This window comes from Bianquea renquensis (assembly GCF_014384895.1).
In the GTDB taxonomy this organism is placed as follows: Bacteria; Bacillota; Clostridia; order Lachnospirales; family Bianqueaceae; genus Bianquea; species Bianquea renquensis.
The window spans coordinates 270,181-295,076 of sequence record NZ_JACRSQ010000002.1; the positions used below are offsets into that span (position 1 = coordinate 270,181).

The following is a 24,896-nucleotide window of genomic DNA, read 5'->3' on the forward strand; positions in this document are numbered from 1 at the left end:
TGGAAAGTCCGACGTGAGGCGGACCTAGATCTGAGTTCGCGAAGGCGAACTCTTTTATTGGAACCTAACAAGGGGCCGCGGTATGGGTTACGCCTCATCTTCAGGAGTCTTCCAATCCTCTGCTGGCTGCCACGCAGTTCCGAATTTTACGTCCTTAAAAAGCGAGGTCAGTCCGGTAATCTGCTTGAGCCGCAGGATTTCATCCCGGTCCATACCCAGGTGTTTGGAGATCCAGGCATCGGATCTGCCGATTTCGTGTAGCTCTTTAATGATGTTGCTCATAAGGTCTACATTGTGGGAACCTCTTGCCCGGTTATGCCGGATGGTACTCGCCAGACGATGATCCAAAGGTTTATTGATCACCGAAACTGGCAATAATCCGCCTTCACGCTCATAGATATCCGGATACTCTAACATAATACGATAGCGGTGAAAGCCATCCACAATCACATAGATGTCTTTATTCTTCTCATAGTAGCACACAATTGGCATCGTATAGCCATCTTCTTTGATGCTGTCATAGAGCAGCTTCAGTTCCGGTGGGGCAACGGAGTTAGGATTATATGTATTTGGAACAATTTTTTGGATTGGAACTGCGATCACATTATATACAGGACTTTTGTATGCCATTTTAATTACCAACTTTGCTGTATTTTCGCCGTAAGAGATCAATTTGCTTTTGCTGCTGCCTTGTGGGCCCGAAACCCATAAACCGGCAGGTGTGGTCATTTTTTAGGATACAATAACACATTCGCTTCCAGCTAGGGAGATCCTTTGAGGATTTGATATCATCGGTATGATCGGGGATTTTGCCAATGAATACCACGCGGGAATTTTTCTTTAAGGTATAGTTGGAGACCCCATTTCGGCGGATATTGTAGCCGTGATCCAAGAGTTCCTGTATTGTCGCCTCCTCCAGGCCGCCGCCTGTCTTGTGCCAGAACTCTATGGATGTATTGAACTTTTTGACATAGTTATTTTTGAGCCGGGCCGGCAGCGTGTCCAACAGAAACTTTGTATAGGCCTCCCAGGTGTACCCCTCGGGAAGCGTAAGGTTTCGGTATCCCATTGCTTTTGTCTTTCCATAGATGGCTCCAAAGTTGACACCCCGAACTCTTCCCACTAGCCTCGTCCATATTTCCGGGTCGATCACGCGGTACAAATTCAAACTGTCCTTGGCATAGTCGTTAAACGGTGAGGCCACCCGCATCTGGTCCGGCTTAAGCCCTGCCATATAGTATAGATCATATAAGTGATTATACTCATAACCAAAGAGAGCGTTTGCATGCCATACATCACTGGTCGACCAATCATACATAGGAGAAGCGCACCAGACATCTTTAAACTGTTTGCTAATCCAGCACTTGCCTTCATATCCATGTTTCTTATTGATGATGCCGCTGTATCTCTGCAAAGACTCATCTGTGCGAATGCCGAGAAGACACATCGTTTTCCCATCTCCATGGGATTGGCGGTACCAACGGCCAAACTGTTTAGCCAGGTCCTCCTGACGCATACGGTAACGGTAGGTGGTCATGGGATTATGATCTAGATTGATCACGTATGGATGGTCAGGCATTGGACGTACCCAGGAAGATTCTTTCGTATCGTCCCACGGATACCAGAACATTTCATAGCTGCTAAGAGCGGTCCGGGTGGCCATGGGCAGGCACACCCAGTATGGCTCAACATCCTGTTCAATCCGTGCAAAGGTGCGCTCTATATACTGGGTTGTGACGGTATACTGCGCTTCAAAATCTTGGTGAAATACACCGATTCGCTTATTCGCGTAGTATTTTTTTTGAAAATCCAGCGTTAGGTTCAGCAATAAACCGCTATCCTTTCCTCCGGAGAAGGACACATAGATATTATCAAACTCCCGAAATACATAGTCCAGCCTGTCCAACAGCGCTTCCATTACATTTTGTCCGGTATATTGTTTCATCATGACATTTACTGCACCTTGTCCCCCCTTTATGGATTAGGCAACGTGGCTGCTTTTGAAATGGGAAATATCGGGTTTTCAAGCCAGCGCATTCAAAAAACGCTCTGTTGAATCACTATCTCTATCTTACCGTATTTAGAAAAATTTGGCAAGGCAATATTTGGAAATATTGCATAATTTTGTGAAATTTTACGTATTGAATCCGCAAGAGTCCATTTGACGGTTTTTTTATGACAAGATGAATTGATTGCTGCACATTCCCGGTGGCAAGAAAAACAGGAATCAATGATATTTGCACTCGGTCGCTCTTGACGGCCAACAAAATCTGTGTTATATTCTTTATTACGAAAACACATGTATTTGTACAAAAAACATGAGGTGAGGAAATGGCATTCAGAACAGAATATTATATTGTCGACCGGGAGGCACTGCCGGATGTTTTCGTCAAAGTTGTGGAGGCAAAGCGGCTGCTTTTAACGGGACAGGTTCAGACTGTCCAGGAGGCAACAGAGCTTTTGAAAATCAGCAGAAGCTCATTTTACAAATATAAAGATATGATTGAGCCTTTTACCGATACGGCCCACAAAAAGACCGTAACCATCGCCTGTACGCTGGACGATGAACCGGGTGTTCTATCCCAACTTCTGGCGGTCATCGGAGAGGCGAAGGCCAATATCTTGACAATCCATCAGTCCATTCCCATCAACGGGGTTGCGGATATTACCATGAGTATTGAGGTATTGGAGGAGGCATGGTCCATCACAGAGATTATCGACGCACTGCGGAAGTTGCCCGGCGTCCATGCCATTAAAATTTTAGCGAGGGAGTGAGCGGCAATGGATGTTGCGGTATTGGGATATGGGACCATCGGTTCCGGCGTTGTGGAAGTATTAAAGGTCAATCAGGATGTGATTGAAAAAAAAGCAGGGTGTCCGCTGCGGGTGAAATATGTCCTCGATCTCCGGGATTTTCCGGGAGATCCGGTGCAGAGGAAGCTGGTTAAGGATTTTCAGGTGATCTTGCAAGATCCGGATGTTAAGATTGTGGCGGAGGCCATGGGAGGCCTACACCCCGCCTATGAGTTTGTCCGCGCCTCCTTGGAGGCGGGAAAGAGCGTTGCCACTTCCAACAAGGAACTGGTAGCGACCTATGGAGCGCAGCTTTTGCGGATTGCGGAAGAGCATCATGTCAACTTTTTCTTTGAGGCCAGCGTTGGGGGAGGCATTCCCGTCATTCGAACCATGAACATGTCGTTGACTCCGGAATACTTTATTGAGGTCATGGGAATTCTCAATGGAACTACGAATTATATCCTGACCCAAATGGAGGAGGCGGGTGCGACGTTTGAGGAGGCATTGAAACAGGCGCAGGAGAAGGGGTATGCGGAGCGAAATCCAAAGGCGGATGTGGAGGGATATGACGCATGCCGGAAGATTGCCATTCTGTCCTCCTTAGCCTTTGGAAAAACCGTAGATTACGAACAGATCCCAACGGAGGGGATCACCAAGATTACACTGGATGATCTAAAAGTGGCAAAGGCATTGGGGCGCAAGGTCAAGCTCGTCGCGAGAAGCTATCAGGCCGATGGCAAGGTATTCGCCAAGGTCTCTCCCCTTCTGTTGAAGCTGTCCCATCCATTGGCGTCCATATGTGGCGTTTACAATGGTGTTCTGATTCGGGGAAATATGGTGGATGACATTGTGTTGCAGGGGAAGGGCGCAGGAAAGAAAGCGACCGCCAGTGCAGTCGTGGCCGACATCATGACGGCGGCCCGCTATTTTCCTTACCGGATATCAGCGCGCTGCCATTGGGAAGAGGAAATTTTGGATCTGACGGACTCTAGGCTGATGGCGGCGGCGTACATGATTCGGACAGATTGCCCGGTCGCGGCGTCTACGCCGTATTTTGCACAGACGGTGCCAGTTTCCGGGGTCCATGCATTTACCACCGGCCTGGTGAACGAGCAACAGCTGTCGGAAATCAGGGAAGCGCTCACAGAGGCAGGCTGTGGCATTTTAGGCATGATTCAGATGAATTAGAATGCCGTTGGCGCGGCAGGATGGAGGGAACAATGAAATATATTATTGTACTTGCCGATGGGATGGCAGACGAAAAGCAGGAGGCGCTCCAAGGCAAGACGCCGGTGATGGCGGCTAAGACCCCGAATATAGATCGCCTGGCGGCAAGCAGTGAGATTCTCGAGCTATTTACGATACCGGAGGGTTTGCCGGCGGGCAGTGATGTGGGCAATCTGTCGATCTTAGGATATAACCCGAAACAGTACTATGCGGGGCGGTCTCCCCTGGAGGCGCTCAGTATTGGAGTCCCGATGGAACAGGGGGATATGACCTATCGAATTAATCTTGTCACGCTGTCGGAGGAAGAGGACTATGAGGATAAGCGGATGGTGGATTATTCCGCTGGCGAGATTTCGACGGAGGAATCCCGAGAATTGATCGCTGCGCTGAAAGAAGCGCTGTCTACAGACCGATATCACTTTTATGCTGGCGTAAGTTACCGCCATATTCTGTTGCAGAAAGGCGGCGAGGGGCGCCATGATTTTACACCGCCCCATGATATCAGCGACCGCCTGATCCGTGAGTATCTGCCGAAAGACCCAGCGATTTTAGAACTGATGAAGCGAAGCCATCAAATTCTGAAGGATCATCCCATCAATCTGAGGCGAATGGCCCAGGGCAAGAACCCGGCTAATTCCATATGGGCGTGGGGCGAGGGAAGTCCGATTTCCTATCCATCGTTCCGCGAGAAATATGGCGTACGGGGTTCGGTGATTACGGCGGTGGATCTGCTTCGGGGCATTGCCATTGGCACCGGCATGGGTGTCATATCGGTGGAAGGGGCCACAGGAAACAAAAATACGAATTTTGCGGGAAAGGGCGAGGCGGCCATACGGGCTCTGCGGGAAGGTGTGGATTTTGTTTACATACATGTTGAAGCGCCGGATGAGTGTGGTCATGGCGGAGACTTAGAGGGGAAAATTTATTCCATCGAGCAGATCGATGCCAAGATTATTGGTCCGATTCTGGAGGCCATGGAGGAGGATGGAGAGCCCTTTGTCATGGTGGTGACGCCAGATCACCCCACGCCAGTGCGGCTTAAGACTCATACACGCGGCGGAGTTCCCTGTATGATTTATCGCAGCGGCCAGCCCATATCTCATGACAAGACGCCCTGTTATTGCGAGGAGTACGCGGATGCATTCGGCGTTCATATGGAAGGCTACAAAATGATGGATCACATGATGAAACAGACGAACTAGGAGGACGGGACGTTGCGTATTGTAAAAAAATTTGGCGGCAGCTCGGTGGCCAACGCGGAAAGAGTGCTCAACGTGGCGCGTCAGATCGGGGAGGATGTGGACGCAGGACATCAAGTCATCGTGGTGTTGTCCGCCCAGGGAAAGACCACGGATCAGCTGATCGCAAAAGCGAGAGAGATATCTCCGAATCCATCGAAGAGGGAATTGGATATGCTCATTTCCACAGGAGAGCAGCAGTCGGTGGCCCTCATGGCGATGGCGCTGGAGTCTATGAACTATAAGGCGATTTCGTTGAATGCGTTCCAGGTGGGGATGCACACCAACAGAGTATACGGCAATGCGCGATTAAAGCTCATCGACACGGAGCGGATGCAGATGGAACTGGAACGCGGGTATGTTGTGTTGGTTACAGGTTTTCAGGGCATTAATCGGTACGATGATGTGACAACGCTGGGGCGAGGCGGTTCCGATACCACGGCGGTTGCCATCGCCGCCGCTATGAATGCAGACCGGTGTCAAATCTATACGGATGTGGAGGGCGTTTACACGGCAGATCCCCGCATTGTGAAGAACGCAGTTAAATTAAAAGAAATTAGTTACGATGAAATGCTGGAACTTGCGTCCATGGGGGCGAAGGTTCTGCACAACCGATCAGTAGAAATGGCGAAAAAATATAATGTGGTGCTGGAAGTTCTCTCCAGCATGACAAGGGCGGAGGGAACCCTTGTGAAGGAGGATGCAAAGGTGGAAAGAATGCTGATCAGCGGTGTAGCTGCCGATACCAATGTTGCCAGAATATCGGTAGTTGGAATCCAGGATGTCCCGGGGATGGCCTTCACGCTGTTTAATTTGCTGTCTCAGAAAAATATCAATGTGGATATTATCTTGCAATCTGTTGGCCGCGAAGGCACCAAGGATATTACGTTTACCGTCTCAAGAGATTCTCTGGAGGATGCGCTGGCGATCCTCCGGGAAAACGCGGGACAGTTAAAATATCAGGATTTGCAGTACGCGGATAACGTCGCTAAGGTGTCCATCGTTGGGGCCGGCATGATTTCCAACCCCGGCGTTGCCACCAAAATGTTTGAAGCGCTGTACAATGCCCATATCAATATCCGGATGATTTCCACCTCGGAGATAAAAATCTCCGTGTTGATTGATGAGAGGGACGTTCAGGTGGCCATGGAGTCAATTCATGATCAGTTTAAACTCTATCAGATAAGCCAGCAATAGAAGTGGGGTAAAGGATATGCTAGAAGCAGTACGGCAACAAGTGCTTGAGGCAAATTTAGAGCTGGTCCGGAGAGGGCTCGTTATCTATACATGGGGAAATGTTAGTGCCTATGACAAGGATTCTGGATATGTGGTGATCAAGCCCTCGGGAATCGAGTATGAACAGTTGCGGGCGGAGGATATGGTCGTCTTGGATTTGGAGGGGCATGTTATAGAGGGACACTATAAGCCATCGTCCGACACGCCGACCCATTTGGTTTTATATCAGCACTTTCCTGAGATCGGGGCAGTGGTGCATACCCATTCCACGTGGGCAGCGATTTTTGCACAGGCCGGACGGGATATCCCGGCGCTTGGCACGACCCATGCGGATTATTTCTATGGATCTGTCCCGTGTACGCGAGAGCTTACAGCCGATGAGATTCGGGGCGAGTATGAAAAAAACACAGGTGCTGTGATTGCGGAGACCTTTGCCTCAAGAGGAATATCCAGCTGTGATGTGCCAGCGGCGCTGGTGCGGGAGCATGGGCCGTTTACCTGGGGACGCGACCCGCAGGAGGCGGTATACCACGCGGTTGTGCTTGAACAGGTGGCGAAGATGGCGTATCATACCATGACCTTACAGCAAATAGGGGCGGAAGAGAAACCTATGCAACTAGAGTTGCTGGATAAGCACTATCTTCGCAAGCATGGGGCGAACGCATATTATGGACAATAAACTAGGATGAGAAAGGGGGCAGCTGTGATGCGAAGAGGGGTTGGGTTTTTCGTATTCATCATTCTAGTATTCTTGGCCGGATGCAATAGTGCACAAAGTCCCACAAGCGCTCTGGACCTGGTCGACCGGGAAGTCGACTGGAAGAAGCTCGATGCGGTGCAGGTACAGTTTGAGCAAACATACGTGGACATTGAAGATATAGAGGGCCTGCGTGGTATTTTGGATGACGTTATCCTGGATGATGAGCCGCAGCCGGCCTCCAAGGGTTGGACGTTTGCGCTGAGATTTGGCAAGAGCTGCCCATCTGCCCTCACGCTGACGAAGGTTTCAGAGAAACGGTATCAAATCGAGTACAAAGATCTGGAATATAAAGTCAACGAGCACGGACCAGAAGTATTCGAGTATCTGCTGGATATTTTCCAACAGCAGGGAATCCAAATCCATCCCTAGCTGGCAGTCCGGCCAGATTGCGAGCGGATCAGCCCCACCCCCGGTGTTGGGAAAATCCCAAACCCTTTACTTCCTCTCGCTCAATATCCCGTATGAAAGACGCATACTTATTGTTGTGTGGTGCAGTTTTTGAGACAACTCGATGATTGGTTTTGCCAAATGGAGTGTTTGTAAATGACCGTAGCCTATGCTATAATTGCAACGACATGAGGTAAAAGAGGTGATCTCTTATGGACACGAGTCTCTCGAGGCTGCGGTTTGAGATTCGAAATATTTTCCGTACAGAATGTGGCAATCAGGCAAAGGTTTCTTCTATGACAGCCTATCGTTTTGTCGAAGCAAAAATCAATATGCCACAGACGGAAAATCCGTATTTGTATCTTGTCCTTGAGGGGACACTCCGGCTTTATACTCCGTCAGGAATCATGGACTACATGGCGGGCCAATACTCAATATCGGAAATAGACACGCCATTGTACGGTACAATCCTGTCCTTTTCAGAACAGAACGATTTTTTGGCAATCGCTTTGGAGTTGACGAGTCATGAGGTTATTGCTGCCGTATTGGACTTAGACAACACATTGACAGAGAGGATAATGAAAGAGGCAATCCCAGAGAAGGAAATGTCTTTGGCCGATCATGCCGCCGTAGAATCTGTTTATCGGCTTCTCATTACTATGCAAAAGCCGCTCGCCTCTGATTACATACGCAGGAATATCATGCGTGAAGTAATCTATTATGTCCTTTGCGGCGCATGCGGAAAACAGTTTCTGCAAGCCATCACAAATATACAGAACATCGACGAAATCTACAAAGCAAATAATTGGATTAAAGAAAATTTCCGCAGTTCTTTCACCGTAGAAAGTTTAGCGGAACAGCAGAATATGAGTGTTTCATTGTTTCATCAAAAGTTCAAGAGCGCGGTTGGAATGGGGCCTCTGCAATGCCAGAAGCGTTTGCGATTGACCGAAGCCCGAAGGCTGATGTTGGATGAAAGCCGAAATGTAACGGAGGCTTCCTTAGAAGTCGGATATGAGAGCGTGTCGCAATTCATTCGGGATTACAGGAAAATGTTTGGAGCCGCGCCGAAAGAAGACATTTCGCGCTTCAAGGACCAGTTAAAGAAATAGGCAATTTTTTCGGAGGAACAGGCAAGAAAAAGCCTGTTCCTTTTGTTATGATAAAACACAGCAAACACATCACTTTTTTCTAACAGTTATCTGAAAGCGAGGTATTTACAATGATTTTAACAGATGAATTGTGCGACAAACTATGCGCTGCCGCAAAAGAGAAAAGCCGGGAGATCGGCATTGACATCAGTTTTGCCATCAGCGATGAAAACGGGCTGCCGCGAGTGTATCGCAGATACGGTGAAGCATTGGTATTGAGCATTACACTTGTTCCCGGCAAGGCTTATACAGCAGCCGTTACCCAATGCAAAACAAAAGATGTTGCCGCAGCCGCAGCAGAGGGCGCGTCCCTTATGGCAATTCAGACAAACGACCCCCGCATTACGCTTGTAGCTGGCGGGTATCCGCTGTTTGCTGAGGGAAAAATTGCAGGCGGTATTGGCGTCGGCGGCGGGAGTGAGGCGCAGGATTGCGAGATTGCGGAGTATGTTGTTTCTGTATTCGACGAAGCACATCAACTGTTTAATTAACGTAAAGCAACTGAATATATCCATTATCACAGAGCCGATAACACGCAAGATAAAATGTGTTGATCGGCTCTGTGATTTTGTTAGGAGGGGGCCAATATGTTGATTGTTATTTCTCATAATCTGCGATCAAAAAAGCCCTAGCGCTTACCTTATGCCGCTCTTCCAAAGTTCGCGAAGCGAACTTTTTATGCCATTATAGGGAGGAACGGAGCTTTAAAAAGAGATCCCTATATGGGAGATCCTGGAGATAGGTGCAGATAATCGGAGTACATCGAAAGTGGGAGCTAAGCCTTCTGTACAGCGGACAGACGCTCTATAACAGTGCATGTGATTAAAATGGCACTTAAAATTCATTACGACGCAAACCGTATACAATATGATAGAAGTACCAAATACAAGACCGATTGCGGTATGATAAGAATGTAGCTAACAACCTTACTGTGTTGATTTCGCTACTGGATGGACAGGCTTTGGGCTCTCCATACCGAACCTAAGCCAATTTTATGATGAGGCAGGGGTCTATATCCTTGCAGGGGCTCCTGCTTCTGGCTCTTTTTAGAAAGGAGAACGTGGATGCAGCGATATACAGTGTGGGTACAGCTGGAGGATCGAGGGTATGCTCAAAAGCTGATTCGTTTTTTGAACCATCACTATGGGGGCAGCCTGGATGTACACTACGCGAAGGAGGCAATCGATTGTCCGCCGCAGGAGATGAGACGCCACATTTTGATTACGGATCAGACGGAGGAAAAAGCCGAGTTCGACGCATTCCCCATTGTCATGCTGCAGGAATACGCCTATCGAAAGAGTGGGTGGAAAGGGGAGTGGATCAATCCGTATCAATCAGGGCACAGGATTGCGCAGCAGCTTTTTGAAATCATGGCAAGGACAGAGGGGGCCACATATGGGAAAAAGCAGGAGACACCTCAGAGCGAAACAGAGCGAGGGTATTGCTTTGTGGCGGAGACGCCAGGGGAAGAGTATGCACCGTGCACTCCTATTTCCTTTCAGAATTGGAGTGTGGGCCGGCTGATTTGCGTGTATTCCCCCATCGGAGGCTGTGGAAAGACGACCTTTTCCATGGCGCTGGCAGAATGCTTGGCGGCAGCCCATCCGGAGGAAAAGGTTCTATACCTGAATCTTGAGGGAGCGGCTGACTGGAAGATGTTTTTTCACAACCAGAGTCCCTACAATTTATCTGATTTTTTATACTGTATGCTATTGGAGGATAAGGGTTCGAACAAACTGGAGGGATATTTGATGGAATTGGCTGAGAGGCAGGCTAACGGGGTTTTGTTTATTAAACCCTGTACATCCTTTGAGGACTTGAACGTACTGGAGACCGAGGAGGCCGAAGCACTCATCCAACTCCTGCGAACCTACTTTCAATGGATCATTTGCGATATGAACACAGCATTCCACAGTGTGAATCAGACATTTATGAAAAACAGCGATGGCAAATTTCTACTCTTGCACGCGTCGGCCCAAGGCCGGCTAAAATTTCAAGACTTTTTAGACAGTTTACGTGTGCAGGGATTGGAGCGGGATATTTTAGGTAAATCTTGTACCATTCTGCCTGTTGGCAGGGGAGCCGGATTGCCGGAGTTGGGGGAATATGAAAGACATGTGGGGAATCCTCTTCCCATGATAGAGGACTTGTTTCAAGAGCACGATGGAATCCTGGAGTTCAAGCGCCATACAGAATTCTATCAGAGGATCGGTGTGCTGGCGGAGGAGGCTGTTTGTTTTGGCAGCCGATGACCTTGGAATACAATTATATCAGGAGATCAAGGAGAAGGTGCGTGCCAGCATTCGCCTACAGACCACGTATTCGGACGATGAGATTCGGACGATTATTTACGAGGTATTGGCCCAAGAATCGAAAAGGCGCTATATCGACGTTAAAACGCGCAAGAGTTTAGGGCAGAAAGTTTTTTATGCCCTTCGGCGGCTGGACATTTTACAACCCCTGCTGGAGGATGAGAGCATTACAGAGATTATGGTGAACGGGCCCAATCATGTTTTTGTCGAGCGAATGGGTAAACTTGAGAGAAGCCGAGAACAATTTGAATCCAAGCAGCGGTTGGAAGATATTATTCAACAGATTGTTGGCGTCGTCAATCGAACGATCAATGAGGCGCATCCCATTGTCGATGCCCGTCTGCCAGATGGATCCCGAGTAAATGCAGTTTTAGGGCCTGTGGCTTTGAATGGGCCAATTTTAACGATCCGAAAATTTCGAGAGGAGCCAATCTCCCAGGAGGAAATGATTCAATGGGGGACGCTGACCCAGGAGAGCGCAGATTTTTTGTCAAGACTGGTTAGACAGCGATATAATATTTTTATCTGCGGCGGAACCGCCTCGGGGAAGACGACGCTTTTAAACGTATTGTCCAGTTTCATCCCGAAGGAGGAGCGGATCATCACAATCGAGGATGCGGCGGAACTTCGGCTAAATACGCTGGAAAATGTGGTGACCATGGAAACTCGGAATGCGAATGTGGAGGGAAAGGGAGCGATTACGATTCGAGATTTGATCCGGACCAGTTTGCGAATGAGGCCGGACCGGATTATTGTAGGGGAGATTCGAGGAGCGGAGGCGCTGGACATGCTGCAAGCTTTAAATAGCGGACATGAGGGATCGCTGTCCACAGGACACGCGAACTCTTGTCGAGATATGCTGTCGCGTATCGAGACCATGGTGCTCATGGGTGCAGAGTTTCCGCTGGAGGCTATACGGCAGCAGATTGCATCCGCAATCGACATCCTAGTGTTTATCAGCCGGCAGAAAGGGGGAGGCCGTCATGTCACAGAGATTGTGCAAATTTTGGATATTGATGGAGGAAACATTCGGACGGAGGCCTTATTTCAATGGGAAAAAGGCGAACTGAGGAGAACGGAGGCCTTGCTGGCGAGACACAAGGGAAGCGAGTGAACCGGAACTATGTTCTCAGTATAAAGCAATGGATCCGGTATGGAGGAATGGCAGGATGTATCGCCTTTGGCACCGCGCTTATCTTTTACCAAAACCTAGTGGTCGGCTGTATAGCAGCGGGGTGTGCGGCAGCCGTATACCCCCTGTATAAAAGGCGAGATCTGGAGGCAAAGCAGCAGCAAAAGATCGCGCTGGAGTTCAAGGAATGTCTGTATGGACTGGTGGCGGCGCTGCGGTCAGGACGGTCACTGGAGGGCGCGTTCGAGGCCTCTCTGGAGGATATGGATCCGGAACTGACTCCGGTTTTATTTCATGAATGGCAGATTATCATCGGAAAACTGCGTGTGAACCAGCGCATTGAAGATGCGCTGGAGGATTTTGCACGGCGTAGCGGGGTGGAGGAAATTTCCAGCTTTGCCCAGATTATACAAATCTGTAAACGGACTGAAGGCAACATTGCAAAGGTCATCGAAAATACAGCGGGACTCCTACAGGAAAAAATTGAGATTCAGGGGGAGGTACAAGTCGCGCTTGCAAAGAAAAAGATGGAACAGAAAATACTCAATGTCATGCCGGTAGCGGTACTCTCTCTGCTGCTGCTACTGTCGCCCGATTACCTAGCTCCGCTGTATTCAAGCTTTCAGGGAAGAATGATCATGACTGTCTGCGCGGGTCTTGCCATTGCGAGCTACTGCATATCGAAACGAATGGCGGATATTGCGATTTAAGGCGGAACAACAGAATGAGGAGGGCTTTCATGGTTTGGGTCGTACTGGCCCTGGAGGGAATATTGCTGATTCTTTTTGTCGTAAGCCATTGGCGGTATCACAAGAGCAAGATCCAGTTCAGCATACGGTTCGATGGAAAAAAAGCGGGGATCGAGCGAATCCTGACGCCGCTAGGCATGCTCATAGTGGTCAATATTCTGCATGTGAAATTCGCGAAGGACTATAAAAAGGCGGCTTTTGAGGATATTCGTCAGATGGTGCCAGCTGGGGACACGAAGCAGCTGTATCAAATATTTATCGCGCAGAAGGTAGGAATGGCGCTCGGCATCCTCTTTCTGTGTAATGCGTGTTTAGTATTTTCCATGTCCGCCTCTTCGAATTCAAAAGGAGAAGCCTTCAATGGGGTGTCCATTGACAGGCCGGAATACCAACAGGGGGATGCCGGGGAAAGGCTGTTGCTCTCGGCCCGGTTTGAGGACACTGTGATTCAGCGGGAGGTGGTGGTGACTGTGCCGGAACAGCAACCGGACGCCATACAGAGGAGACAGGAGTTGGAAGAGGCGAAGGCGTATCTACAGGACTACTTCCATGAACTGGGGACCATCCGAGAGGATATAAAATTGCCGGATCACCGAAAAAGCGTGAACTTCTTCTATAGCAGCGGTTTGCCGGAGTATATCCGGGACGATGGCCGGTTGCGCAGAGAGAACCTTCCCAGGGAGGAGACGGAGGTTCCTATGCAAGTCATTCTCCGCAGCGGCGAAGAGGAAGCGGCAATCACCTTCTCTCTAGTATTGGCAGGCAAGACGGAAGATCTGGAGGCACAAGTCGAGGAGATGGTAGAGAATCTCAACGCAGGGGTGTATTCAACGGCAACAGAGGTCCTACTACCTGCCAACGGCGCAGGGGCGGTCCGATATGAGTGGCAAAAGGTTGAGAAAAGACCGGCGTTTCTCCTTTGGGTCCTGCTCATATGGCTTATTCCATTTCTTCTGTTCATTGGGCGGGACCGGGAGCTAAAAAAGGCTGTTGAGCAAAGGCGGGAAGCGATGCGCATCGCCTACCCGGAGGTCATCAATAGGTTTGTTATCCTGCTCGGCGCGGGCCTTAGCACGCAGAGAGCGTGGACGAAGATTACAGATGACTATTTAGAGAAACGAAAAGGGTTGGAAGGGACAATTCAACCGATCTATGAGGAGATGCAGATTGCATCGCTACAGATGCAAAACGGAACATCCCCTAAGGAGGCGTTGGAACAGTTTGCCGCTCGCGTTAAGGTTAAAGAAATCCGGCAGTTTGTCTCGGTGCTATCCCAAAATTTAAAGCGAGGGGATGAGTTCATCATCACACATTTGCGTGAACTGAACTCCCAGGCGTGGGAACTGCGGAAAAAGTATGTTCAAGAAAAGTCGGAGGAGGTGGATACAAAGCTTCTCATCCCTATGATGCTGATGCTGGTTGTGATTTTAATTGTGGTGTTGGCTCCGGCCATTATGACGATGCAAATCGGGTAAGGAGGAATGTTATGAAAATCTGGGTGAAATTGCAGGAATTCTGGAATCGCGAGGAAGGTATGGGAACCATCGAGATCGTGCTTATTATTGTGATTTTGATCGCGCTCGTTCTGATGTTTAGAAACACCGTCGTTGATTTTGTCTCTGACATCTTAGAAAAAATCTCTTCCCAGGGAGCTGCATTTGATCCGGGGGCCATTGCAAAATGAAACGCAAGGCAAAGGCCAGCCTAACTGTGGAGACCGCGATGCTCTTTCCCATTGTATTCTTGTTGCTCCTTGCCGTTATGCAATGCGCACTGTTCCTTGTCTATGAAACATATGTGAAAGCGCTCTGCGATCAAGGTGTGATTCTTTGTCAATCCTGGTATGCTCGAGGGGAGACGTTGGATACCTGCGTTGAGGAGGCAAAATCATATCTCTCAAAACAACTGCACAGCTGTCCATGGGGAGAACCTTCGATCTACGTACACGGCGAAGAGACCATATTCACCAGGACGATATCCCTGGCAGTGGAGGGTGACTATGCGCTGCTGTTTCCCATGCGCGTTGAGGCGATTACATCTGGCTTTTTAGAGCGGCCAGCGGCATATAAGGAGACCATGGATCTCATATGGGAGGCGGCGTCGCTGCTGCCTCCCATTCAAGATGGACTCGATGCCTATGAAAACAAATTGAATGAATGGAAAGGACGAATCACCTCAGGTGGATAGAAAGCTACAGGGCAGTTTTACCGTGTTTTTCAGTCTAATCTTAGTCGTGATACTTTTGTTCTATATGGTCCTATTCTCCATGAGTCGGCATTATCTAGCCATTGTGCATGGCCGGAGAGCCCTGGATAGCGCCGCCGTCGCTGTGCTGGCAGGATATAATGAGGAGCTGGCAGAACAATATGGATTGATGGGAGTCGAAAATGAGGAACAGATTCAGAGCAGCCTCTCGTATTTTTTGCATCAGAATTACAAGTTGGACGCAGCGCGATTGGCGCGCGGAGGAGGCAGCGATGGCGGGATCCAGTATCAGCTGCTGCAATTGGAGGTCCGGGATGTCCAGACCGTAAGCGAGGTTGAAGAGTTCCTGAGACAACTTGAGCAGTTTATGAAAATACGTGCTCCCCTTGCCATAATCCAGGAACTCACCTCCAATTGGGAAGATGCTGGAATGGCGGTGACAGGCGGAGGATTATTGGATGAGGTACAGAAAATCCAAGAGAAGGCTCTCGTGTATAACGGACACTTTGCAGAATTTGTCTCCTGGGCTGATGGAATTCGCGACGATGGATCGCGGAGACGGCACTATATCAAGAATTTCCCTGGGGAGGGATGGGATGTCAACGAGATTACGGATTCTCTGGGGCAATTGATCTCACAGTGGGAGACCTATGGGATTATCCCATTGAATACAGACATTAAGCTTGTGAAGTGGATCGGCAGAGTGGAGAGTTATGTTGAGGTTCACAAAAATGCGAAGGAAGCTTGGTCAGAAACCATCAGACTTGGCAAGGAGCTAGCTGCCGAAATCCAAGACTTGCGAAGCCGGATTCAGGCTATGAAACCGGAAGAACAATCACAGGATCTCGTTAAGCAGGTGCAAGCGCAGATGGATGAATTGGAATCCTCCCTGCATCAGGGAAAGGGCAGCGATGAACAGGTTACGCAGGCAATTGAGCATAATATGAAGCTTTTGCAGAATTGTGAAGACAGCTTCAAAAGGCTGCGGGATACGATCTGGAGGCTGTCGGAAGAATTGGAGGTTTGTGCGCAGACGGCGGGACAGCGCGCACGTGAACTCTCTCAATATCAGTCGGAGATACCCCTTGAATATGAGATCCGCTCTGGCAATGCAGGGTGGTCCTGGGAGGATATTTTGGAGGCGCTAAACTTACATGTCATTGATTTAAGCCAGTATGCTCCTAATTCTATCCTCTTAGACAAGGAAGACATACGATATCAACAGCTGCCCTCTGTCATGGATGGCGGGAATACGGTAGGGCAGCAGGAGGGGGATTCAATTCTTATGGAGCCTGACAATCTTGCCCAGACTGCGGAGCTCATAGGAGGGAGTCTGCTTCGAAGAGTCTATTTGACGGAATATACCATAGGCCAGCTAGCCAATCTTGAAGAAACGATCAGCAGGGAGAATGGTGAATCGCCAACAAACCTTAGAGGAATGGTCAAACAGAACGGTTTTTTTGCGAATGAGGTCGAGTATATTCTCAACGGTTCCATGAATGAATACAACAATGCATGGGCTGTGAAGGGGAGATTGCTGTTTATTCGAACAACATTGAATATGTTGTATCTGTCAACCGATGCGGAGAAGCAACAGATCATCCATTCGGTAGCGGATACGGTGGGCGGAATCCTCGCGCCGGGGATTGGGAATGCGGTGCTGTACGGTGCCATCATCCTACTTTGGAGCATTGGAGAGGCCTGTGCCGATTACAATTGTCTGCTGGAAGGAGGGAAAGTCCCGATATTTAAAACCGCAGAGGACTGGAAGACCGATCTTGCGTCCATATTGGATAAGCAGCTTGACACCGATACAGACAAGGGGGCAAGAGGACTGGGGTATGGGCAATACCTTCGGCTGCTCCTGCTCTGGTTAGACGAGAGACAGTGGGTATTGCGGTTGCAGGATGTTATCCAACTCAATCTAGAAAAATCTACGGGAAAACCGTTTCGATTATCCTCGGTGGTGACAGGATTTGGCGCTGCGGGAAAAATGGGGGCAGATGGTCGAGAGTATGAGTTTGCAGGAAACTACGGATATGGGTGAGACAAGGATACGGTTCACCAGGGCATCTTTGACGGTGGAGGCGGCCGTGGTGGTTCCCATGATGATCTTGCTTATGCTTCCTTTTCTATACTTCCTTAAGACAACTCTTGTCTATGAAACAGTGCGATTTGCACTAGCAGAGACGGCAGATGTTATAAGCCAGATGGCGTATCTTTATGACCGGCTGGGGCTAAACGATATCCATCGCCTTTATAATCAAGAACAGGCGGAGCAAAAGCAGGAACTGGGAGAGGCAGCGACTATGGTAGAAGAAGAGTGGCTTGAGGCCGTCCGGGATCGAATGCAGGATATTATGGATATCATCGCAAAGGCGGAAGAGATTATAACAAGAGGACCTATGTCCGCGGAGGGCTACACCGCAATTATCAATATGCTGGGGCGAGAATGGGCCGCGAACCGCATGAAAGAAGCGTTATCCCATGTTAACCTTGAAGCGTTGGGCGTGAAAGATGGGATACAAGGGTTGGACTTTTCCGCGTCGGAATTCTTTTATCAGGATGGCGTCTATCAAGACCTGATTGCTCTTGTTGTAACCTATGAGTGGAATATTCCACAAATCTTAGGTTTTCAATTTCCTGCAGTCTCCATCCAAATACAGACAAGAGCTTTTACAGGGCAGCCGACTATAGGATCAGAGGATAGTGGCCAGGACAAAACTTCGTATTACTATCGAATCGGCGAAGGAAATCACTATCACAGCTTGAGTTGCTATCTGATTAAGAATAGCCTTGTTGCCATGAACGAGGAGGAGGCACAACAGGCTGGCTTCTCACCTTGCCTGCGATGCCGGCCGGAACAGATCCAGGCCTTTGTGTATGTAACTTCAGGGGGTGAACACTATCATAAGCAAGGATGCTCCTATATCCAACCAGACTTAAAAGCGGTCACGGAGGAAGAGATTCAGACATTAGGTTTGCAGCCCTGTGAGCTTTGCCAGGGTGGAGGTGGAGGATTTTTATGAGTGTGATCTGTTTACTTTGCATCCTGTTCCTGTTTGCCTTGGCCGATATAAAGAAGCGCTGCATACCAACCTGGGGAGCCGTTTTGTACTGGCTCCTCGGGGCGGTACTCTACGGTTGCATGTGGACTGAGCGAGGATGGGCCCCTCTGATCGATGGCTTTGTGGTAATTGCCTTGTGCGGTGCAATCAAAAAAATATTTCCTAAAGACGTAGGCCCAGGGGATCTAGTTTTGCTGGCCGGGCTATTTTTATATACGTCAGGACAGATGCTTTGGAGGGGGCTAGGCGTCGCATTTTTCTTAAATGGCCTTGCAGCGCTATGTCTTTGGCTCATATATCGAGATAAAAAAGCAGAGATTCCATTTATACCATTTTTGTGGAGCGGATTCTTATTGGCAGTGGTCATAGGGGCGCAGTGTCTATGATGGAAGTAGGATGGAGGGAGAGTATTTGAATATCAGGCAAAAAAATGGACCGCAGGGTTCCAGGCTATTGGAGTACTCACTCCAGACGCATCAAACCTGGAGTGGTTATATGATTGCTATGATGAGAGAAGGCCATATTCCTTTCATGCTTCCCTGGCATCTGGTGGGGGAAGGGCAGCACCAAGCCGTAGCGTTTGACATCACCGGGGAGATATCACTTTTTGATTATTTAAAATTGGAAGGAAACGGCCAAGAGATATTGCGTATCCTGAAAGCGATCCTAACGATATGGGAGGATAAAGACCAATACTTTCTTGAAGAAAATGGATTCATTCTGGATGTCCGATACTGGTTTTGGAATGAAAGCAGTGAAAGACTCAAAACCATCTATATACCAATAGGAGAAGAGGCAGAAACTGCGGGAGCTATGAAGTTTCTGCGGTCGGTCTCTAAGACATTGCTGCTCCATTCGCTGCACTATCATTGGAAAAATGAACAGTTCATCTGTCTGATCCATCGATTTTATAATGTGTGCGCGGAGCAAGACTGTGAAGTCAAGCACGTGATGGAGTGGATCCGTAAAGAGGAGGCTTCCGCACGAAAAGAGCATGATGAAAAAGTTGAAAATCGCCAGCCACCAACATTTCCCATAATCGTAGAGGAAACTCCCAGGTCGTTGGAAGCGGAAGCCAGTGCAAAAAGAGAACTCGAGCAGCTTCTCTTCACGGGGGAGAAGGAACAAGGAATTTGGAGCCGGATTAAAAGTCGATGTTCCTTCTTATCAAAGGGAAAATGAGCGGCCCTAAGGTTGCAATCGTTTGCACATTAAGAATGTGTAAAATCTTGCTAATTCACTTTACAAACCACAAGATGAACGTTATACTGTATATTGAGGAAATTTGTTTTTGATGAAAGGCTAGGAGGCATTGCCTGGATGTATCAGGAATTTGCAAGGGTTTACGACGAATTTATGCAGGAGATTTCCTATGTGGAATGGGCGGACTACATTGAGCGTTTGTGGGAACATCATGGAGCGAAGCCGTCACTGGTCCTGGATCTTGCCTGCGGTACAGGCGGGCTTACCCTGGAGCTCTGCAGGCGAGGCTATGAAATGATCGGCGCGGACATGTCAGATTCCATGCTGAATGAAGCAATGGGAAAAGCGAAAAGAGAACAAGCGAATATCTTATACCTTCAACAGGATATGAGGGAATTTGAGCTATACGGAACCGTTGATTCAATTCTGTGCACGTGTGATAGCCTAAACTATTTACTGGATAGTCGCGATATCCAGCAAGTTTTTGCGCTGGTCAATCTATACTTAAATCCCGGCGGTACATTTATTTTTGATTTAAATACAGACTATAAATACAAGGAGGTACTGGGAGATTCTGTTTTTGCGGATACGTACGAACATTCAGCGTTTATCTGGCAGAATTACTATTACCCGGAAGAGCATATTAATGAATATCAGGTGACCTTTTTTGAACAGATGGGGGAGCAGCCGTGCTACCGCCGCTATGAAGAAATTCATTATCAGAGAGCCTATTCTGTTGAGAACATTACCCACCTGCTGGAGGAAGCGGGCTTGAAGTTGGAGGCAATATATGATGGTTTTACCACAGATCCGTCCAGCGAACAGTCAGAACGAATCTGTTTTGTTGCTAGAGAAATCAAAAAGAATGGAGAGAACAGCGATGAGTGATTCAATGGTCCGCGCCACAGCGGCGGGAGGCGAGATATTAGCATTTGCAGCATGTACGGCCGATTTGGTAGAGGAGGCGCGACAGCGTCATGGGATGACGCCTGTGGTGAGTGCCGCTTTGGGAAGAACGTTGACGGCGGCGGCCATGATGGGATGGCAGATGAAAGGTGAGAAGGATCTTTTGACCATACAGATTGAAGGCTCGGGCCCTATAGGTGGACTTGTGGCCATAGCCGATTCAAAAGGAAATGTGAAAGGGTATGCCAACAATCCCCAAGTTGACCTGCCCTTAAATTCCAAAGGAAAGCTGGATGTGGCAACCGCTGTTGGAATAGGTGTTATGAGCGTCATACGGGATATCGGCCTTAAAGAACCCTACACAGGGCAGACACATCTTGTCAGCAGTGAGATAGCGGAGGACTTGGCCTATTATTTTACTGCCTCGGAACAAGTTCCCTCCGCGGTTTCGCTGGGCGTGCTGGTCAATCGGGATCAAACCATATGGACAGCTGGAGGATTTATATTGCAGATGATGCCTGGAGCGAGGGACGAGACTGCGCAACAGCTTCAGGAGAAGGTTTCGGCGTTTATGCCGGTAACAGAGTATCTCGCCGCCGGCCATACTCCTGTAGAATTACTGCATGAGCTGCTCGGGGAATTTGGAGTCGAGATTTTGGAAACCCATCCCGTTGGGTTTCAATGCAACTGTACGAGGGAAAGAGTTGAAAAAGCCTTAGTCAGCATTGGGAGACAAGAGCTATCGCAGCTGGTCGAGGAAGGTGAGCCGGTGGAGATGCGATGCCACTATTGTAATGAGACATATCAATTTTCCATCGAGGAACTGAAAGAGCTCCTGACAATTCTATAATTAAGGGGGAATCAAAATGCAAAAAACAAAAATTATCTGTACCGTTGGACCGACATCCAGCAGTGTTGAAATCTTAAAAGAGCTGATTGAAAAGGGAGCCGATGCGTTTCGGTTGAACTTCTCCCATGAAACCCATGAAACCCACCTCATCAAGATTCAGAACATAAAGGAAGCAAGAAATCAGATGAATGTTCCGGTCCCCATCATACTGGACACAAAGGGCCCAGAAGTTCGTATCGGAGTGTTTCAGAAGGAAAAAATCAGCTTGCAGGAGGGTGATACCTTCATCTTGACCACCCGGGAATGCGAAGGAGATGAGCGACAAGTCAGTATATCATACGCGGGACTTCCCCAAGATGTGGTACAGGGCAGTGTCATCCTGATCGATGATGGACTCCTCGGACTTAGGGTTATCAGCACGACAGACACAGACATTACATGCAAAGTTTTGAACAATGCAAGTATCAGCTCCCGAAAAGGAGTGAATGTACCGGGTGTCTATTTAAATATACCCTTTTTGACAGAGAGGGACAAAAACGATCTATTATTTGGTATTGAACAGGATGTGGACTATGTCGCAGCCTCTTTCGTCCGCCGGGCAAAAGATGTAGTGGAGATGAGGAAATTTTTACAGGAAAATGGCGGCGGCTATCTGAAAATCATTTCTAAGATTGAGAATCAGGATGGCGTTCAAAATATCGACGAAATCTTAGAGGTTTCCGATGGGATCATGGTGGCAAGGGGCGATCTGGGAGTCGAAATTCCGACGGAAGTTGTCCCTCTTGTACAAAAGGAACTGATTGCAAAGGCCAACGCAAAATCCGTCCCCGTAATCACTGCCACACAGATGCTGGACTCTATGATACGCAATCCAAGACCAACTAGAGCGGAAGCCAGCGATGTCGCCAATGCGATATATGATGGCAGCGACGCCATCATGTTATCAGGCGAGACGGCCAATGGCGCTTATCCTGTTGAAAGCGTCGCAACGATGAGTCGAATTGCCGATGCGATTGAACATTCGGATGATTATAAGGAAAAGATGGAGCATATCAATGCGAATATTGATATGAACATTACCAACGCGATTAGCCATGCAGCGTGCGTTACAGCGAGAGAGCTCGGGGCGACCTGCGTTGTCACTGTCACTCATGGAGGCAGCACAGCCAACCTCATTTCCAAGTTCCGTCCTTGCTGTCCGATTGTGGCGAGCACTGTTGATCAGCATGTCTGCCGTCAGATGAATTTGTATTGGGGTGTCTATCCAGTATTGGCAAAGGAAGAGAGTCGCACGGAGATGCTATTTAGAAGTGCTGTCAAGAGCTGTATCGACTGCGGCCTTGCCAACGATGGGGACATCATCGTCATAACGGCGGGCGTGCCTCTGGGGATTTCAGGAAGCACGAATATTCTTAAGGTTCATACGGTAGGAAATGTCATTGCCAAGGGAAAAGGGGTCGGCAAAGAGTCTGTCTTTGCAAAGCCTCGCATTTTAAAGGTTGTGGACCAGGCGAAGAAAGGATTTCAGAATGGGGATATCCTTGTGGCGTATGCAACGAACAACGAGTATCTGCCATATATGAAGAAAGCGAGCGCTATTATTGTTGAGGATGCAACGGATCCAGAGGAAAACCATGCTGTCATTGTGGCAAGAGCACTGGATATCCCTGTTGTATACGGGACGAAAGACGCCGTAGAGCTAATCAGCCGATTCCCGGTGATTACGGTGGATCCAGAAAGAGGTTTCATCTTCAATGGGCATCCTGGCGACAATAACGAGCAATATGTCATCGACAACATTTGATGGGGAGGCACTGGCCAGCTGCCTTATATATAAGTCAACAGGCGTCCTTTCCCATATTAAGGGCAAGGACGCCTGTTCATAGATTCTTTATGAAAGTACAGTGGAAAAATCAGCGAGGGAGGAGGGGACAGATATCGTTCGATTCTCGCGAATCGCTCTATCCCCTAGGAGGGCGATACAGAAGGCCTCATAGGCTTCATCGAGAGTAGGAGAGCCTTCCCGGTCTGTCTCAACCATCTCAATCAGCGTGAGAAGCTGGGCCCACATATTCTTATATTTACTAGGAATATTGATCGTGTGGTAGACCCCTTCTTCTGCAAAGTAATATTCAAGTAGGTCACCTTCTTCGCGGTCAAAAAGGCGATTTTCTTTCAAAGTGATGCGAATTCGACCGCGCGTACCGATGAATTCTTTTAAATTTTCCGATGCCATGGATTTGGACCAGCCGGCTTCATAGTAGGCGCTGGCGCCGTTGGATAAGGTCATTGTCAAGATCCCATGGTCATATATAGGGGGCTTGGTGTGAATGGCGGTCCCAACTCCTGCGATGGATGTGATCGAAAGTCCGGTAAACCAGCGGATAACATCAATGTAGTGGACACCGCAGTCGACGATGGGAGGACAATCGTGAAGAAGGGATTGGTATCGCTTTGGCTCCAGCGTATGGTGGTTTTGTGCCATGCGGATCAGACGGATATCCCCGATAGCGCCCTCCTGGATCAGCTTTGCGGCGTGATGATACGTTTGATTATGCCGAAGTACATGCGCGATCAGTACTTTTGGGCCCGAAGCCTTGACCAGCTCATAAAAACGGTGGGCGTCATGGAAGTTGGCAGCCGTCATGGGTTTTTCGCACAAAACATGCTTTCCTGCCGCTAAACAATCTTTTAGAATCGCGAAATGGGAGCCCGCATAGGTTGCGATGATGACAATATCAACGTCTTCGCGAGTCAGATAGGGGCGATAGTCCGTTCCGTAGCTGAGAGCGCCATATTTTCGGGCAAAAGCTTGTGCCTGTTCCTCGACGAGATCGACAACGCCGACAATACGGATGCCATCGCGGTAATAGATATCCTCAATATGAGATTCTCCAATATGCCCACATCCAATTAGGACAATTCCATATGTTTTTTTCATTGCTTCCTCCAGATAATGCTACATCTATAACCAATTTAGTTTAACACAGAAAGTGCAAAAAAACAATTCCTATCTTGCGCAAACTTCTATAAGTCTCACTATAGCGGATTTGCGGCACCAATACAATGCAGAAAAAAATTGTATGCATGGAGAAATCAACTATTCCCTTTTATATAGCCCCTTGTACCCATATTGTAATATATTTTCTGAAAAAATTAAAAAAAAGAGAAAAAAGGAGTTGACAGAGGAAGGAAGGTGTGGTAATATAATAAACGCGCTTGAGAAAAGGCGCAAGAAAAGCGGAAGCGGAGCGAGCTGAGAGGCGAAGGCGAAGCGACCGAGAGGACGTTGAAAATCGAACAGTGTAACATCTGAGAAGAGGAAAAGGTAAGAGACTCGGAGGGAGCTCGAGAGAGCCCTGAGGAGAGGAAGACCACCAGTCAAGAGCCTCGAGAGAGGGACTCAGGCAAACAAACAGTAATTCGCGGAGGCCGCGAGAGCGGGAGAAGCGAAGGACAAGAAGGACAAACCAAACAAGAGAGTTTGATCCTGGCTCAGGATGAACGCTGGCGGCACGCTTAACACATGCAAGTCGAGCGGAGATGTGAGTTGGAAGGGCTACGGCCTGGAAGAAGCAGATCTTAGCGGCGGACGGGTGAGGAACGCGTGGGTAACCTGCCCTATACAGGGGGATAACGTGTAGAAATGCACGCTAAAACCGCATAAGCTACATTG

Annotated in this window: 24 protein-coding genes and 1 rRNA gene; 22 read left to right on the forward strand and 3 right to left on the reverse strand. The window is 48.6% G+C overall.

The window, feature by feature from the left end:
* Positions 1-87: 87 nt before the first annotated feature.
* Complete coding sequence (locus tag H8730_RS02735) at positions 88-630, reverse strand: IbrB-like domain-containing protein (RefSeq protein WP_177716646.1); 543 nt, start codon at positions 628-630, stop codon at positions 88-90.
* Position 631: 1 nt separating this feature from the next.
* On the reverse strand, positions 632-1,948 hold the full coding sequence (locus H8730_RS02740) for a phosphoadenosine phosphosulfate reductase (RefSeq protein WP_177716644.1): 1,317 nt from the start codon (positions 1,946-1,948) through the stop codon (positions 632-634).
* A 383-nt stretch (positions 1,949-2,331) separates the two neighbouring features.
* Between H8730_RS02740 and H8730_RS02745 the strand changes: the two genes are divergently transcribed.
* The 21 genes from H8730_RS02745 to pyk all read left to right on the forward strand — a co-directional run bounded on the left by H8730_RS02745 (position 2,332) and on the right by pyk (position 23,024).
* The gene (locus H8730_RS02745) at positions 2,332-2,775 is read left to right on the forward strand and encodes an ACT domain-containing protein (protein ID WP_177716643.1); all 444 of its coding nucleotides are present in this window, start codon (positions 2,332-2,334) and stop codon (positions 2,773-2,775) included.
* Positions 2,776-2,781: 6 nt separating this feature from the next.
* Positions 2,782-3,984 carry a homoserine dehydrogenase gene (locus H8730_RS02750; RefSeq protein ID WP_177716642.1) on the forward strand — a complete coding sequence of 401 codons (1,203 nt, stop codon included), beginning with the start codon at positions 2,782-2,784 and terminating at the stop codon, positions 3,982-3,984.
* Positions 3,985-4,016: 32 nt separating this feature from the next.
* Complete coding sequence (locus H8730_RS02755) at positions 4,017-5,225, forward strand: cofactor-independent phosphoglycerate mutase (protein WP_177716641.1); 1,209 nt, start codon at positions 4,017-4,019, stop codon at positions 5,223-5,225.
* Between the two features lie 12 nt (positions 5,226-5,237).
* Positions 5,238-6,458 carry an aspartate kinase gene (locus tag H8730_RS02760; protein ID WP_177716640.1) on the forward strand — a complete coding sequence of 407 codons (1,221 nt, stop codon included), beginning with the start codon at positions 5,238-5,240 and terminating at the stop codon, positions 6,456-6,458.
* Between the two features lie 16 nt (positions 6,459-6,474).
* On the forward strand, positions 6,475-7,176 hold the full coding sequence (locus tag H8730_RS02765; protein ID WP_177716639.1) for an L-ribulose-5-phosphate 4-epimerase: 702 nt from the start codon (positions 6,475-6,477) through the stop codon (positions 7,174-7,176).
* A gap of 24 nt (positions 7,177-7,200) precedes the next feature.
* A complete protein-coding gene (locus tag H8730_RS02770) occupies positions 7,201-7,626 on the forward strand; it encodes a hypothetical protein (protein ID WP_249289333.1) in 426 nt (141 codons plus the stop codon).
* A gap of 230 nt (positions 7,627-7,856) precedes the next feature.
* On the forward strand, positions 7,857-8,756 hold the full coding sequence (locus H8730_RS02775; RefSeq protein WP_177716636.1) for a helix-turn-helix domain-containing protein: 900 nt from the start codon (positions 7,857-7,859) through the stop codon (positions 8,754-8,756).
* Between the two features lie 110 nt (positions 8,757-8,866).
* The gene (locus H8730_RS02780; RefSeq protein WP_177716634.1) at positions 8,867-9,286 is read left to right on the forward strand and encodes a GlcG/HbpS family heme-binding protein; all 420 of its coding nucleotides are present in this window, start codon (positions 8,867-8,869) and stop codon (positions 9,284-9,286) included.
* A 573-nt stretch (positions 9,287-9,859) separates the two neighbouring features.
* Positions 9,860-11,047, forward strand: coding sequence for a P-loop NTPase family protein (locus H8730_RS02785; protein WP_177716632.1), 1,188 nt, complete (start codon positions 9,860-9,862; stop codon positions 11,045-11,047).
* Positions 11,034-12,221, forward strand: coding sequence for a TadA family conjugal transfer-associated ATPase (locus tag H8730_RS02790; protein WP_283243827.1), 1,188 nt, complete (start codon positions 11,034-11,036; stop codon positions 12,219-12,221). The genes H8730_RS02785 and H8730_RS02790 overlap by 14 nt, the downstream gene beginning before the upstream one ends.
* Positions 12,158-12,949 carry a type II secretion system F family protein gene (locus H8730_RS02795; RefSeq protein WP_177716628.1) on the forward strand — a complete coding sequence of 264 codons (792 nt, stop codon included), beginning with the start codon at positions 12,158-12,160 and terminating at the stop codon, positions 12,947-12,949. The genes H8730_RS02790 and H8730_RS02795 overlap by 64 nt, the downstream gene beginning before the upstream one ends.
* Positions 12,950-12,978: 29 nt before the next feature.
* Positions 12,979-14,463, forward strand: a complete 1,485-nt coding sequence (locus H8730_RS02800) for a type II secretion system F family protein (RefSeq protein ID WP_177716626.1) — start codon at positions 12,979-12,981, stop codon at positions 14,461-14,463.
* An 11-nt stretch (positions 14,464-14,474) separates the two neighbouring features.
* A complete protein-coding gene (locus H8730_RS02805) occupies positions 14,475-14,672 on the forward strand; it encodes a Flp1 family type IVb pilin (protein ID WP_177716624.1) in 198 nt (65 codons plus the stop codon).
* A complete protein-coding gene (locus H8730_RS02810; protein ID WP_177716622.1) occupies positions 14,669-15,175 on the forward strand; it encodes a TadE family protein in 507 nt (168 codons plus the stop codon). Before H8730_RS02805 ends, H8730_RS02810 begins: the two co-directional genes overlap by 4 nt.
* On the forward strand, positions 15,168-17,240 hold the full coding sequence (locus tag H8730_RS17825; protein ID WP_177716620.1) for a DUF5702 domain-containing protein: 2,073 nt from the start codon (positions 15,168-15,170) through the stop codon (positions 17,238-17,240). Before H8730_RS02810 ends, H8730_RS17825 begins: the two co-directional genes overlap by 8 nt.
* Positions 17,233-18,222, forward strand: coding sequence for a hypothetical protein (locus tag H8730_RS02820; protein ID WP_249289335.1), 990 nt, complete (start codon positions 17,233-17,235; stop codon positions 18,220-18,222). Before H8730_RS17825 ends, H8730_RS02820 begins: the two co-directional genes overlap by 8 nt.
* Positions 18,219-18,647: an A24 family peptidase gene (locus H8730_RS02825; RefSeq protein WP_249289337.1), complete on the forward strand. Its 429-nt coding sequence runs from the start codon at positions 18,219-18,221 to the stop codon at positions 18,645-18,647. Before H8730_RS02820 ends, H8730_RS02825 begins: the two co-directional genes overlap by 4 nt.
* 25 nt (positions 18,648-18,672) lie before the next feature.
* Positions 18,673-19,443, forward strand: coding sequence for a DUF6382 domain-containing protein (locus H8730_RS02830; protein WP_249289339.1), 771 nt, complete (start codon positions 18,673-18,675; stop codon positions 19,441-19,443).
* Positions 19,444-19,581: 138 nt separating this feature from the next.
* On the forward strand, positions 19,582-20,352 hold the full coding sequence (locus tag H8730_RS02835; RefSeq protein WP_177716614.1) for a class I SAM-dependent DNA methyltransferase: 771 nt from the start codon (positions 19,582-19,584) through the stop codon (positions 20,350-20,352).
* On the forward strand, positions 20,345-21,220 hold the full coding sequence (gene hslO / locus H8730_RS02840; RefSeq protein WP_177716612.1) for an Hsp33 family molecular chaperone HslO: 876 nt from the start codon (positions 20,345-20,347) through the stop codon (positions 21,218-21,220). The genes H8730_RS02835 and hslO overlap by 8 nt, the downstream gene beginning before the upstream one ends.
* A gap of 16 nt (positions 21,221-21,236) precedes the next feature.
* Entirely contained in the window at positions 21,237-23,024 is a 1,788-nt protein-coding gene (pyk, locus tag H8730_RS02845; protein WP_177716610.1) for a pyruvate kinase, read from the forward strand.
* Between the two features lie 87 nt (positions 23,025-23,111).
* On the opposite strand, the gene H8730_RS02850 is transcribed toward pyk, so the two are convergent.
* A complete protein-coding gene (locus H8730_RS02850) occupies positions 23,112-24,161 on the reverse strand; it encodes a Gfo/Idh/MocA family protein (protein WP_177716608.1) in 1,050 nt (349 codons plus the stop codon).
* 531 nt (positions 24,162-24,692) lie between these two features.
* Between H8730_RS02850 and H8730_RS02855 the strand changes: the two genes are divergently transcribed.
* Positions 24,693-24,896 (forward strand): 16S ribosomal RNA (locus tag H8730_RS02855); the annotation flags it as partial.